General features: G+C 71.3%; 11 protein-coding genes and 1 pseudogene. 4 read left to right on the top strand and 8 right to left on the bottom strand.

Annotated elements, in window-relative coordinates:
* Positions 1–232 precede the first annotated feature (232 nt).
* Positions 233–730, top strand: a complete 498-nt coding sequence (locus HHX30_RS26840) for a hypothetical protein (protein ID WP_169984862.1) — start codon at positions 233–235, stop codon at positions 728–730.
* Between the two features lie 50 nt (positions 731–780).
* On the opposite strand, the gene HHX30_RS43825 is transcribed toward HHX30_RS26840, so the two are convergent.
* Complete coding sequence (locus tag HHX30_RS43825; RefSeq protein ID WP_396705516.1) at positions 781–1,095, bottom strand: cellulose binding domain-containing protein; 315 nt, start codon at positions 1,093–1,095, stop codon at positions 781–783.
* Here HHX30_RS43825 and HHX30_RS43820 point away from each other — a divergent pair.
* The gene (locus HHX30_RS43820; RefSeq protein WP_396705513.1) at positions 1,079–1,579 is read left to right on the top strand and encodes a hypothetical protein; all 501 of its coding nucleotides are present in this window, start codon (positions 1,079–1,081) and stop codon (positions 1,577–1,579) included. The genes HHX30_RS43825 and HHX30_RS43820 overlap by 17 nt on opposite strands.
* Before the next feature lie 350 nt (positions 1,580–1,929).
* Here HHX30_RS43820 and HHX30_RS43815 read toward each other — a convergent pair.
* From HHX30_RS43815 to HHX30_RS26820, 4 genes and pseudogenes are all read right to left on the bottom strand, one after another.
* A pseudogene (locus tag HHX30_RS43815) lies at positions 1,930–2,760 on the bottom strand (glycoside hydrolase family 44 protein); the annotation flags it as partial.
* Between the two features lie 463 nt (positions 2,761–3,223).
* On the bottom strand, positions 3,224–3,895 hold the full coding sequence (locus tag HHX30_RS26830) for a FadR/GntR family transcriptional regulator (RefSeq protein WP_169984858.1): 672 nt from the start codon (positions 3,893–3,895) through the stop codon (positions 3,224–3,226).
* Between the two features lie 180 nt (positions 3,896–4,075).
* Entirely contained in the window at positions 4,076–4,861 is a 786-nt protein-coding gene (locus tag HHX30_RS26825) for an SAM-dependent methyltransferase (RefSeq protein WP_169984856.1), read from the bottom strand.
* A gap of 170 nt (positions 4,862–5,031) precedes the next feature.
* On the bottom strand, positions 5,032–6,630 hold the full coding sequence (locus HHX30_RS26820; protein WP_169984854.1) for a lectin: 1,599 nt from the start codon (positions 6,628–6,630) through the stop codon (positions 5,032–5,034).
* A 541-nt stretch (positions 6,631–7,171) separates the two neighbouring features.
* Here HHX30_RS26820 and HHX30_RS26815 point away from each other — a divergent pair.
* On the top strand, positions 7,172–9,916 hold the full coding sequence (locus tag HHX30_RS26815) for a beta-L-arabinofuranosidase domain-containing protein (protein WP_169984852.1): 2,745 nt from the start codon (positions 7,172–7,174) through the stop codon (positions 9,914–9,916).
* A gap of 15 nt (positions 9,917–9,931) precedes the next feature.
* Here the strand turns inward: HHX30_RS26815 and HHX30_RS26810 are convergent, their stop codons facing one another.
* Complete coding sequence (locus tag HHX30_RS26810; protein ID WP_211592573.1) at positions 9,932–10,390, bottom strand: GNAT family N-acetyltransferase; 459 nt, start codon at positions 10,388–10,390, stop codon at positions 9,932–9,934.
* Positions 10,391–10,433: 43 nt separating this feature from the next.
* Entirely contained in the window at positions 10,434–11,012 is a 579-nt protein-coding gene (locus tag HHX30_RS26805) for an NADAR family protein (protein ID WP_169984850.1), read from the bottom strand.
* Positions 11,013–11,255: 243 nt separating this feature from the next.
* Between HHX30_RS26805 and HHX30_RS26800 the strand changes: the two genes are divergently transcribed.
* The gene (locus HHX30_RS26800; RefSeq protein ID WP_169984848.1) at positions 11,256–12,677 is read left to right on the top strand and encodes a hypothetical protein; all 1,422 of its coding nucleotides are present in this window, start codon (positions 11,256–11,258) and stop codon (positions 12,675–12,677) included.
* A gap of 224 nt (positions 12,678–12,901) precedes the next feature.
* Here the strand turns inward: HHX30_RS26800 and HHX30_RS26795 are convergent.
* A partial coding sequence (locus HHX30_RS26795; protein ID WP_211592572.1) for an arabinofuranosidase catalytic domain-containing protein occupies positions 12,902–13,277 on the bottom strand: 376 nt, incomplete at its 5' end.

Raw genomic sequence — 13,277 nt, 5'->3', positions numbered from 1 at the left:
CGCGCGCTGACCGTGGTGAGTCCGAGGCCCGGACTCACCACGAGGGCGCGAAGCGGTCGGCGGTAACCGCGGTGGGCGGCCCGGAACGAGGGCGGCCGTGAACGGCGGTGGTCGGATCCGACCCTGTGGTCACTGAATGCGATTGTGTCGATGCGTCTTGTCATCGATACTCGTCCGGGTGGACGTCGCACGGGTGGATCGCACGGGTAGATCACACTGGGGGAGGCGCAGGGTGATTCGAGCCGGGAGTGGCAGGACCACCACGGGGATCGTCGCGGCGACCGTGCTCCTGGCCGTCCTGTCCCCGTCCGCCGCTGCCGGCGCTGCCGCCGCCGGTGCGGCAGGTGACCGGCCCATCGACTGCCGCGACTGGATGCGGCCCGACGCCCACACGGTGAAGAACGCCAAGCCGGTGTACTCGCTGACGAGCGGGAAGCGGGGCGACGAGGTGGACGTCACGCTCTGGCGCGGCGACGCGGGCCCGGCCGGCGACTGGCACTACTGGGCGGCCCTCACCGGGCGCACCCATCCCGGAGACGCGGTCTGGCTCGAGGTCTGGCCGCCGGGTGGCGGCCCCTGGCATCGGTGCGGCCCCTTCCCGGTGAGCCGCGACGGTCAGGCGGTCTCGTCTCCGATGGCCGTCTGGCGTCGTTTCACCCTCGTCCGCGCCTGCGGCCGCCACGACGACGTCAGGGTGTGCGGACGGGACAAGGGCGCGATGGTGGACTGACTCCCGGCGAGGGCCGGCCCCGGGAGTGCCGGCCCTCGCCGAACAACGGATCAGCTCGTCGCGCAGGGCGAGCCGTTGAGCGTGAACTGCTTGGGCGGGGGGTTGGCGCCGTCGTCCCGGCGGCCGAGGAAGCCGAAGGTCACGCTGCCGCCGTTCGCGGCGATCGTGGCGTTGTAGCCGGCGTTGGTCACCGTGATCTTCGACCCGCTCTGGGTGTACGAGCCGTCCCACAGCTGGGTCACGATCTGCCCGTTGCCGAACGTCCAGCCGAGCCGCCAGCCCATCACGGCCGAGGCTCCCCGGTTGACGATCCGGACCCCGGCCTGGAAGCCGCCGGGCCACTGGTTGGTGACCGTGTACGTCACCGTGCAGGCGGCCGGCGCCGGCGAGGAACTGGGCGACGCGGACGGGGACGGGCTGGGGCTCGGCGAAGGCGAAGGCGACGGGCTGGGGGAGGGGCTGGGGGAAGGACTCGGCGAGGGCGAGGGCGAGGGCGAGGTTGATGGCGAAGGAGAGGGCGACGGGCCGGTGCCCTCGGGGATCACGACGGTGCTGATCGAGTTGGCGGGGAAGGTGCCGGTGAAACCGTCGGCCCCCACCCGCGCGTCGGCGTCGCGCCTGACGGCCGACGTGTCGGCCGCGCCGTACCGATACACCTGGGCGGTCGCCCCGCCGTCGCGTCCCTTCACCGCGACCTCGCTGGTCAGGTCGTCGCCGGTCTTGTTCACCACCACGAGGGTGAGCGCCTTGTCGGAGGCCCGCTCGGCCGCGTACACCGCGAGCCTGCCCTGGTCGGCGCTGGTGGCGCCGACCGCCGTCTCGCCGAACCGGCCGCCCTTGCCGTCGTAGTTGAGGTACATGCGGAAGGCGTACGCTCCCGGCTGGGAGGCCGTGGGCGGTCCCCACAGGGTGGCGAGGTCGAGGCCCTCGCGGCCGAAGATGCCGAGGATGTCGGCCTGGGTCAGGGCGCCGTTGATGTGGTCGAGGGCGCCCCAGTTGTACTCGGTGACGGCGGTCCTGGTGCCGGGATACTCGGCGGCCACCAGTTCCTTCATCCGGGGGATGAGTCTGACCTGGGTGTTGATCCAGCTCTCGTCCGTGTACGACGGGTCCCACAGCGCGCGGGTGGAGCGCAGGCGCAGGGCGTCGGTGGCCGGGTCGCCGCCGGAGCCGAAGGCGACGCCGGACGCCTGCGGGTAGAAGTGCTCGTCGAAGTAGTCGAGGACGCGCAGGCCGTGCTCGTCCTCGTACTTCTTCATCTGCCGCAGATACCAGGTGGTGAACGGAAGGCCGCCGCGGACCTCCTTGTCCGGGGGGTTCGACCAGCAGTTGGTCCGGCCGCAGGTCTCCTGGTCGAGGCCGGAGTAGTCCCAGGAGGACCAGCCCCAGCCGACCGGGCCGAGCGTCTTCGCGCCGGGATCGGCGGCCTTGACGGCGGCGCCGATGAGGTAGGCCTTGTCGCGCAGCTCGACCGAGCTCGCGCCCTCGGGGTGGACGTCCCGGTGCGTGCTGTGCCAGATGTCGGGCTCGTTGTCGAGGTTGTAGAACCGCACGCCGCCGGTCGCGGCGGTGCCGTACCTGCTGGTGAGGTGGCCGATCCAGTCCTTCACGTACGCGGCCCCGGCCTCGACGCTCGTGTCGCGGGGGTCGTTGCCGGTGATCTTCGTGCCGTCGGGCTTCACGCCGTCGCCGCAGTCCGGCCGCCACTGGTCGGTCCGCTGCTGCGGGCCGTACTTGGCGACGGAGAACCCGCAGGAGGCGTCGCGGCCCTTGGGGACCCAGCCGATCAGGGGGACGGTGAGGATGGTGTCGGTGCCGGTGCGGCGGTCCTGCTCGACGAACCGGTCGGCCGTGGAGCCGTCCGGCAGCTTCGACGGGTCCGGGTTGTCCTCGGCGATGTTCTCGAAGTACCAGTCGGAGGCGCGGTTACTGGTGTCGTACAGGTAGTTGTAACGGGTCGTCGCGTTGCCGCCCCACCGGCGCACCGGGAGACGCAGCTCCTTCGCCAGCGCCTCGTCGGCGAAGTTCATGCCGTAGATGTACGGGCTGATGGGGTGCCGCCCGCTGGTCGTGTCCACCGTCAGCGCCGGGCCTTCGGCGGCCGCGAGTGCGGGCGGCTGTCCGGCCGCGCCGATCGACAGGGCGATCGCCGCGGTGAGGGCGATCGGGAGCGTTCGCGTTCGCACGGGTCTCCTCTCGAGTCCCTGGGGGGTTCTGGGGCCGCCGGATGCGAGGGGAGCAGCCCGTCGCGGCCAGGGCATCACGCTGGCCAAGACCCGGGCGGGGAACAAGAACGCGATTCGCCGGAGCGCCGCGGGGACGCGTTGAGCAGCCACACCCCCGGGCCGGCCTATGGAAGTTTCAGGATCCGGCCGCCATCGGGCCGGCGGACCGCGAGGGCCTCGGGCGGTGACGAGGCCGGACGGCTCTCCGAGGGCGGCAGCTGACCGTCCGGGGCCACGCCCGACGCGCCACCCGGCCGGACCGGACGTGTCACAGCGTGCGGCGGAGCCAGTCCTCGACGCCCGCCACGTGGACCGTCGCCCACGCCCTGGCCACCTCCGGCCTCCGGGCCGCGATCGCGTCGCAGATCATCACGTGTTGCTCGCGGGTGTCGTCGAGCACCCCTTCCTGGGTGAGGCCGCGCCACACCCGGGCGCGTGTCGTCGGCCCGGAGAGGCTGTCGAGCAGCGAGCAGAGCACGGGGTTGCCCGATCCCGCCGCGATGCGCTGGTGGAACCGCAGGTCGTTGGCGACCAGCTCCTCCACATTGGGGTCGTCCGGCAGCGCGTCGAGGATCGCGCGCAGCTCCTTGACCTCCTCGTTCGGCATGTTGATCGCGGCCATCGCGGTGGCGGCGGGCTCCAGGACGCGCCGCACCTCCAGGAACTGCAGCACGGTGTCGTCGCGGTGGAAGTCCACGACGAACGACAACGCCTCGAGGAGCAGGTGGGGCTGGAGACTGGTCACATAGGTGCCGTCGCCCTGCCGTACGTCGAGCACGTTGATCAGGGCGAGGGCGCGGACGGCCTCCCGGAGGGAGTTGCGGGACAGGCCGAGCCGTTCGGCCAGGTCGGCCTCCTTGGGCAGCCGGTCACCCGGAGCGAGCTCGCCCGACGTGATCATCTGCTTGATCTTGTCGATCGCCGCGTCCGTGACCGCCACGGAGCCACCTCCACCGTCTCCTCGCGAGCGAGGCGCACACATCCGATGTCCAGCAGTGTAGAGGTGCGCGATGGGCCCGGCTCCAACAGCGTGCTGCCACTTCGCGGCAGTCGGGAGGCGAACGGCATCACGGGGCACGTCCGATCTCCTGCCCCGCCACGCCGCTGTGGGGGCCCGCAATCAGGGTTTGCGGCCGACGCCGCCCTCCACCACCATCCGGGTGGGCACGGAGTCCATGGCGGGGCGCCACCGCTGCACCGGCACCATGCCGGGCTCCACCAGCTCGAAGCCGTCGAAGAACCGCAGGAGCTCGCCGCGGGTGCGGAACGTCGAATCCGCGGGAGTGCCCGCCGTCGCGGCCCTCAGGCCCTCGACGGCCTCGGCGTCGCTCTCCGCGGCCATGTTCGAGATGGCCACATGACTGCCGGGCGCCATGCGGTCGCGCCACCGGGCGACGATGCCGTGGGCGTCCTCCTCGTCGGAGACGAAGTGGAGAACGGTGACGAACAGCACTCCGACGGGCTCGTCGAAGTCGATCAGCCCGCGAAGGCCGGGGTGGTCCATCACCGCGTCGGGGCGGCGGATGTCCTCCTCGATGGTCGCCACATGGGCGTCGGCCGTCAGCAGCGCGTCGTTGTACACCTTCACGAGCGGGTCGTTGTCGACGTAGACGACCCGCGCGGACGGGTGGATCTCCCGGGCTATCTCGTGCACGTTCGGCGACGTCGGGATGCCCGCGCCCAGGTCGACGAACTGCCGGACGCCCTCGACGGCCATGTATCTCACCGCCCTGGCGAGGAAGGCGCGGTTCGCCTTCGCGACCGATCGCGTGTCGGGCGCCAGCGACAGGAGCCTGCCGGCGACCATCCGGTCGATCTCGTAGTTGTCCTTGCCGCCCAGCAGGTAGTCGTACACCCGGGCGGAACTGGGCACCGTGGGGTCGGTGCCGACCGGTACCTCCGCCACAGCCGCCTCCCGTTCCGCCGAGGTCTTCCGGCGATCATAGTCCGGGGCCGTGCCGTACGGCAGGCCCTGGGCGGGCGGGATGGTTCACGGCGGCCGCGCCGGCGGGAACGGGCGACCGCCCCCGGGTGGGAGCGGTCGCGGGGCGGCCGCCGACGCGCCGGTATGCGTGGTCAGGCGCGGGTCCAGCGCTGGTTAACCTGGCCGTTGCAGGTCCAGATGATGACTTTGGTGCCGTTGGCGGTGCCGTTGTTGTAGGCGTCCAGGCACTTGTTCGCGCCGACGGCGGTGATGGTGCCGTCGGCGTTGAGGCGCCACTTCTGGTTGTTCTGGCCGTTGCAGTCCCAGATGATCACGCTGGTGCCGTCGGCCGTGCCGGCGCCGTTCACGTCGAGGCACTTGTTGCCGTAGACGCGCAGCTCACCCGAGCCGGTCGGCGTCCACTGCTGGTTGGCCTGGCCGTTGCAGTCCCAGAGCTGCGCCTGCGCGCCGTTGGCCTGCGAGACACCCGCGACGTCGAGGCACCGGCCCGACCCGACACCCTTGATCGCGCCGGTCCCGGTGGGGGTGGGCGTGGGGGACGGCGTGACCAGGCCCCCTCCACTCACGAGGTACATGGCCGCCCCGTGTCCGGGCACCTGCGCGCTGATCGTCCCGGACGAGGAGCCGGTCGTGTGCGCCCACAGGTCGCGTACGGAGTAGGAGGCCGCACTGCCGAGCCCGAGGGCGGAGGCCGTGGTGGACACCGTCGCCGCCGACGTGCCCCGGTTGAGCAGCACGACCGCGACCGAGCCGTTGGACATCGGCTTGCGCCACACCTCCAGGTTCCCGTTGTCGCTGATCTTGTGGCCCTGCCTGCCGCCCCAGTCCTGGTTGACGGCGATGACCTCGGTGTTGGTGAGGATCGTGCGGGTCTCGGCGCTCATCGAGCGGATGTCGTTGCCCGCGACGAGCGGTGCGTTCAGCAGCGACCACAGGCTGAAGTGCGCCCGCCCCTCGGTCGCCGTCAGCGAGCCGACCCCCACCTCCAGCATGTCGGGGTCGTTCCAGCCGCCCGGCCCCGAGTACGCCTCCAGCCCCACCTGCTGGTCCAGGATGCCCATGACCGAGTTCCAGTTCGCCTGGATGTCGCCCGTCGTGCGCCAGGAGTTGCCGGTCTGCATCCCCCAGGTCCAGACGCTCTCCTGGCCCCAGTTGCACAGGCTGAACAGGATCGGACGCCCGGTGGCGGCGAGCGCGTCACGCATCGCCGTGTACCGCTGCTGCCCGTTCTTGCCCTGGTGGTCGCCGCAGTTGTCGTACTTCAGGTAGTCGATCCCCCAGGAGGCCCACAGGGCGGCGTCCCGCCGCTCGTACCCCAGGCTGGCCGGGTAGCCCGCACAGGTCGTCGTCCCGGCCGAGGAGTAGATGCCGAGCTTCAGGCCCTTCGAGTGGACGTAGTCGGCCAGCGCCTTCATGCCACTGGGGAACTTCTGCGGATCGGGCACCAGGTCGCCGTTCGCGTTGCGGCTCTTGGTGGACCAGCAGTCGTCGATGTTGACGTAGGTGTAGCCCGCCGCCGCCATGCCGCTGGACACCATGACGTCCGCGGTCTGCCGCACGAGCGTCTCGTTGACGTTGCAGCCGAAGCTGTTCCAGTCGTTCCACCCCATCTGGGGCGTACGGGCGAGCCCGTTGTCGAGCGCGGCGGCCGGTGACGTCGCGCCGCCGGCCGCGACGAGGGACCCGGCGGCCAGCACCGCCGCCAGCGTCCATCGAACGATCCTGTGCATCTGACTCCTTAGCCGCCGAAGACCGGTCCGGGTCTGATAGCGATAACATTTCCGGCCACGCGTCCGGGGTGGTTGGTGGTGTGCGGCGGAGCAAATACGACGCCGCCGATCCCGTCAAGAGGGTTCGGGCGGGTGTGCTCCGCCGGACACGGCGCCGCCTGCCCTCACGGGCGCACGGCCATCGGATCGCCGGGCGGGCCGTCCTGAAAGTTTCACGTCCAGGGGGACATGCCGAGGGTTTCGGAACGTTACCGCGACCGCTGCGTCATCGCCGCAGGAAGGCGAATCCCGCGGGGAACGGTGGTGCGAAACTTTCCGGATACGGTCTTGACATGTTTCGTGGCGGTTTTCCACACTGAGCCCGGGCGGCATCCCGCCGGGGCGGTGGTGGGCGGCGGGACCGCCGCCCGTGACGCGGCCCCGGTGCGGGGCCGTGCCGGTTCCGCGCGGTGTCCCGCGTCCCCGTTCGACGTCATCCGACCCGGATGGTGGCACCACAAAAGTTGTTAACGCTAACAAAGCGAGATGTCCAGGAGGCCACGTGTCCCCCTCGTCCTTCAGCCGGCGCCGGCTGCTCCAGGCCGCCGGCGTCGCCGTCGTGGCCTCCGCCGTCGGGGAGGTCGCCGGCGCCACGGCGGCCGGCGCCGCGGTCGCGCCGGCCCGGGCCGACATCGGCGTGTCCGCGTACTCCTTCGACCTCGGGCAGGTGCGGCTGACCGGGGGCCGCTTGATGGACAACCAGAACCGGACGCTGTCGTACCTGCGGTTCGTCGACGTCGACCGGTTGCTGTACAACTTCCGGGCCAACCACAGGCTGTCCACCGGCGGCGCCGCCGCGAATGGGGGATGGGACGCGCCGAGCTTCCCGTTCCGCACGCACGTGCAGGGGCACTTCCTGTCCGCGTGGGCCCAGGCCTATGCCATGCTCGGGGACACCACGTGCCGGGACAAGGCGACCTACATGGTCGCCGAGCTGGCCAAGTGCCAGGCGAACAACGGGGCCGCGGGCTTCGGCGCCGGTTACCTGTCGGGCTTCCCCGAGTCCGACTTCACCGCACTCGAGGCGCGCACGCTGAGCAACGGCAACGTCCCGTACTACTGCATTCACAAGACCATGACCGGCCTGCTCGACGTGTGGCGTCTCATCGGCGACAACCGGGCCCGCGACGTGCTCCTGGCGCTGGCCGGCTGGGTGGACCAGCGGACGGGCAGGCTCAGTTCCAGCCAGATGCAGAACATGCTGGGCACCGAGTTCGGCGGCATGAACGCGGTGCTGACCGACCTCTACCAGCAGACCGGTGACGGGCGATGGCTGACCGTCGCCCAGCGGTTCGACCACGCCGCGGTGTTCAACCCGCTGGCGTCGAACCAGGACCAGCTCAACGGCCTGCACGCCAACACCCAGGTGCCCAAGTGGATCGGCGCGGCCCGCGAGTACAAGGCGACCGGCACCACCCGCTACCGGGACATCGCCGCCAACGCCTGGAACATCACCGTCGGCGCGCACACCTACGCGATCGGGGGCAACAGCCAGGCCGAGCACTTCCGGGCGCCCAACGCGATCGCGGGCTACCTCAGCAACGACACCTGCGAGCACTGCAACAGCGTCAACATGCTCAACCTGACCCGCGAGCTGTGGCTGCTCAACCCCGATCGGGTGGCGTACGTGGACTTCTACGAGCAGGCGCTGCTCAACCACGTCATCGGCGCGCAGAACCCGGCCGACGGCCACGGCCACATCACCTACTTCACGCCGCTCAAGCCGGGCGGCCGCCGCGGGGTGGGCCCGGCGTGGGGCGGCGGCACCTGGAGCACCGACTACAACTCGTTCTGGTGCTGCCAGGGGACCGGGGTGGAGGTCAACACGAGGCTGGCGGACTCCATCTACTTCTACAACGGCACCACACTGACGGTGAACCTGTTCGCGCCCTCGGTGCTGAACTGGACCCAGCGCGGCATCACGGTCACCCAGACGACGTCCTATCCGGTGAGCGACACCACGACCCTCACCGTCACGGGCGACGCCGGCGGGTCGTGGTCGATGCGCGTCCGCATCCCCTCCTGGACCACCGGCGCCACCATCAGCGTCAACGGCGCCCAGCAGGACGTGGACACCACCCCCGGCACGTACGCCGTCCTCACCCGCTCCTGGGCCTCCGGCGACACCGTCACGGTCCGCCTGCCCATGCGCGTCGTCATGAAGGCCGCCAACGACAACCCGAACGTCGCGGCGGTCACGTACGGCCCGGTCGTCCTGTCCGGGAACTACGGGAACACCGCCCTGTCGGCGCCGCCCGCCCTGAACACCGCGTCCATCACCCGGACCGGCACCACCGCGCTCGCCTTCACCGCGACCGCCAACGGCTCCACGGTCAACCTGGGCCCGTTCTACGACGCGCACGGGCACAACTACACCGTCTACTGGAACACCGGCGGCAGCGGCGGCGGGGGCGGGACGGCGAGCTACCGGCTGGTCAACGCGGCCAGCGGCCTCGTGCTGGGCGTCCAGAACATGTCCACCGCCGACGGCGGCCTCGCGCTGCAGTGGACCGACAACGGCACCGCCGACCACGACTGGGAGATCATCGTGGACGGCACCGCCGTACGCTTCCGCAACGTCAACAGCGGCAAGGTGCTCGGCGTGGAGAACATGTCCACCGCCGACAACGCCCGCGTCCTGCAGTGGACCGACAACGGCACCGCCGACCACCGCTGGACGATCGCCGACGCAGGCGACGGCTCTCACAAGATCCGCAACGTCAACAGCGGCAAACTCCTGGCCATCCTCAACGGCTCGACCGCGAACGGGGCGCAGGCCGTGCAGGACTCCGACAACGGCGGTGCGGACAACCAGTGGCGGTTCGTGCCGAACGGCGCCCGGCGCATCCAGAACCTGGCCAGCGGGCTGGTGCTGGGCGTGCAGAACATGTCCACCGCCGACGGCGGCCTGGTCATCCAGTGGGGTGACACCGGCACCGCCGACCACCTCTGGACCGCGGTGGTCGACTCGGGCGGCTACCTGCGCCTGCGCAACTCCAACAGCGGCAAGGTGCTCGGCGTGGAGAACGCCGCCACCGCGGCCGGGTCGCGGGTGGTCCAGTGGGCCGACAACGGCACCTCCGACCACCGGTGGCGGCTGCGGCACGGCGCCAACGGATACTTCCGCATCCAGTGCGCCAACGGCGGCAGGGTCCTCGGCGTCAGCGGCGGCTCCACCGCCCAGGGCGCCCAGGTCGTCCTCGCCGACGACAACGGGGCGAACGACCGCCTGTGGCGGTTCGTCTAGCCGGGCGGGAGGGCGTCAGCGCCGCCAGCGGTAATGGGCGTCGGGCAGGTTCTCCTCGTTGCCGCTTCCGTCGCCCTCCGCGACGAGGGTGAAACCGTGCCGCTCGTAGAACCGCCGGGCGCCCGTGTTGCGCTGGAAGACGTACAGGTCGAGCCCGTGGGGGCGCGCCTCCTTGGCGTGGCCGAGCAGCGCGCTCCCGACGCCGCCGTTCTGGGCGTCGGGCGCGAGATACAGGTGGTCGAGCCAGCCGCCGCACAGCGCGGCGAACCCGGCGACCCGGCCGCGCAGCTCGGCCACCCATACCTGCGACGACGGCAGCATGACGCCGGCGATCCACGCCCGGGTCTCCTCGTCGGAGTGGAGACGGGGCAGGTAGGTCATCTCGGCCCGGGCGGCGAGGAACACCTCGGCGACGTGTCCGGCGTCGCCGGACCCGGCGCGGCGGATCAGCGGCGGGGCGTCGTGGGCGATCACCCCCGCCCTCCTCTCCGTACGGCCGGTGGTCCGGCGGCGCCGCTCACGACCCGGCCCCCAGGGCGTCGCGGGCCGCCATCAGGGCGAAGCCGAGCAGGTTGAGGCCCTGCCAGGTCGAGGGGGAGGCGGCGCGTTCGTCACCGGCGGTCAGGCCGATGCCCCAGATCCGGTCGTACGGGCTGGCCTCGACCAGGACCCGGTCTCCGGTCGCGAGCAGGTAACGCGACAGCTCGGGGTTCTGGCCGAACTTGGCGATGCTGCCGCGGACCACGATGTCGAACCGGCGGGCGTCCCACACCTGCTCGTCGAAGCCGCGTACGGCCCGGCCGAGCTTCTTGGCCTCACCGGGATGACCGGCGGCGAGAATCTGTCCGGCGGCCCGGTCGTCGCCGAACAGCCAGGCCTTGTGCGCCATCATGTAGTGCTCGGCGGAGGCGAAGGTGTGGCCGTCCTCCGTGAAGGTGACCGGCCACCACTGCGACAGGCAGCCGGGGCCGACGCCTCCGTCCCTGGCGGGCCGGTGACCCCAGAAGTACAGGTAGCGGAGGGCGCGGCCGTCCCGCTCCGCGGCGACCGCCTCGTCCACACTGCGCGGTAACACGATCTGCTCGGACACGCCCACACCGTGCCACAGACGGCCTCGTCCCGGCCATCGGGTTTCGGCGCGCGCCGCCCCGCACCGCCCCCGCCCCGCACCGCCTGCATGGGGGCGTGGCCGGCGGCCCTAAGCTACGTGGCTGAACCGGCACAGCGGTGCTCTCCGCGGCGAGCCGGTCGTCGCCGAACCACGCTGCTCGCCGGTCCCCAGGGATGCTCCGGGCGCGGTGGCCGTCCCCGGGAGGAGACGTCCGTGTTACCAGGAGGCATGACCCGGAAACGGGCGGTCTGGCTCGTCCTGGCTCATCGCCCCCAGGCCTTCGTTCCCGGGTGGTTCAGAAGCGGCTGCTGGCCACCCCTGCCGGCCCGGCGAAGCGTATGGCGCTGGGCGCGCGTCCCGGGGTGGCTGGGCAACGGGGCTCTCCCGGTGCTGGCGGGCCTGGTCGCCGGGGTCGCCGCCTGGCTTCACGGTCACCGGGAGCAGGCGCCGATGGTGGTCGCCGGCATCGTGATGATCGCCGTGCGGGTGATTCCCTTCGTCTGGCCGCGGCGCGTGCGTCAGATGCATGTCGCCCGGCGAGCGGATCACCCCGAGCTGCACGCGATGGTCGACGAGGTGGCCGGGACCCTGGGAGTGCGACGTCCGTCGCGCGTGTGCTTCGCCGCCATCGCCGAGTCGGGCGCCCGCCGGCTGGGACCGCGGCGTACGGAGCTGTGGATCGGCCTGCCGTACGCGATGGGCTTCGACCGGGCGGAGCTGCGCGGGGTCGTCGCCTTCGAGCTCGCCCTCCTGGACGCGTGCCGGACATGGTCGCTCGCCGCGCTCCTGGAGCTCTGGGAATCGAAGCCGATCAGGAAGGACGCCGTCCGGGTGGAGGTCGCCGCCGTCGTGACTGCCCTTGTGCTGCGGGCCGACGAGGCCGGCTGTCTGGTGTCGGACCGCAGGACCATCGCGACCGCGCTTCTCCGCAGTGCGCTCCTGTCCCACTCGCTCGACTGGTTCGCCGGCCGCTATGCCACGGACCTGCCCCGCTATGGGCTGTTCGCCGTGGACCTCTATCAGGGCTGGCGCTGGAAGGTGTTCGAGGACGACCTGCCGGCCCGGCTCATGCCGCGCTACCGCGAGCTGAGCCTCGCCACCGGGTTCACACTCGATCGGATCGCGGAGCTGGGGGTCGCCCCGTACGAGCCGCTCCGGCCGGCGGAGGACCCGATCGTGCGGGCGCTTCACCCCGCCGTCGAGGAACGGTTCGCGCGATGGCTGCTCCGCCACCACATCGCGGGCCAGACGGTGCACTGGTCCGTCAACTTCGCGGACATGCCGTTCTCGGTCTGGGACGCGTTCGTCGAACAGCTCTGCGATCGCGTCCTGCGGGCCGCGGCCGACCTGTCCGGCCGGCCGGACCCGGCGCTCGACGACCTGGTCGAGATCGTGGCGTCCGGGCGGACCGAGGAGCTCCGGTGGGAGCACAGGGAGCGGCTGTGCGCGCATCCGTCTCCCGGAGTCTGCGCTCTGTTCCCGGTCCTGCACCGCACGCTGCGGATGCGGGGCTACACGTACGTCAACGCGTTGCGCCACCGGGAACTCGCCGGGCCGGACGGAGACGTCGTCGACGTCGTACGGCTGGCGCAGGCGATCGAGCGGGGGGACCGGCCGCCGGGGATCCTCGTGCCCGCGACGACGTCGTGAGCGACGCGATGCACACCGGATCGATGACAGGACTCGCGCCCGCCGGCGACGCGGATGCGAGACCGTTGAGCATGACCGGCCGTCGCTCAATCCGGGTGTCGCTTGGTCCGGGTGTCACTTGTCGTGGTGTCCTGCGGTGGTTCTCGCGGTTGTCTTCCGGCCGCCCCCGGTCCATGCCCGGGGGCGGCTCGGTCGTTCCGGTTTCCCGGCTCCCGCGGGCCGGTCTATTTGTAGCCGGCGGCCACGATGTTGGCCTGCACGGCGTTCTCGGTGGCGTCGGACGGGTAGCCCGAGGTCATGACGCCCTCGTAGAAGGTGCCGGCGGCTCCGTGGCTGTTGTCGCCGCCGATGCCGAGGATGATGGCGCCTTCCTTCTTCATCGGGTTGTAGCCCGGGACCTTCATCGGGTTGTAGCCCGGGACGTTGGGCCGCACGCCGTTGTAGAAGGTGCCCAGGCCGCCCGACTGCGCGTCGCCGCCGCGGATGGCCCAGTGGTTGGGCTCGCCCTTGACGATCGCGGTCAGGAAGCGGTGGCTGATGGACGGGTTGCCCGCGTTGTACTTCTGGTTGACGCCGGAGAACAGGCCGTTCTCGAGGTCG

The sequence above is a fragment of the Microbispora sp. H10836 genome, from assembly GCF_012999525.1.
GTDB lineage: Bacteria > Actinomycetota > Actinomycetes > Streptosporangiales > Streptosporangiaceae > Microbispora.
This window is presented reverse-complemented; position numbering and strand designations above follow the sequence as displayed.

Excerpts from the sequence above, each read along its gene's own strand:
- HHX30_RS26800 (WP_169984848.1), top strand. The coding sequence starts at position 11,256 with ATGACCCGGAAACGGGCGGTCTGGCTCGTCCTGGCTCATCGCCCCCAG.
- HHX30_RS26820 (WP_169984854.1), bottom strand. The coding sequence starts at position 6,630 with ATGCACAGGATCGTTCGATGGACGCTGGCGGCGGTGCTGGCCGCCGGG.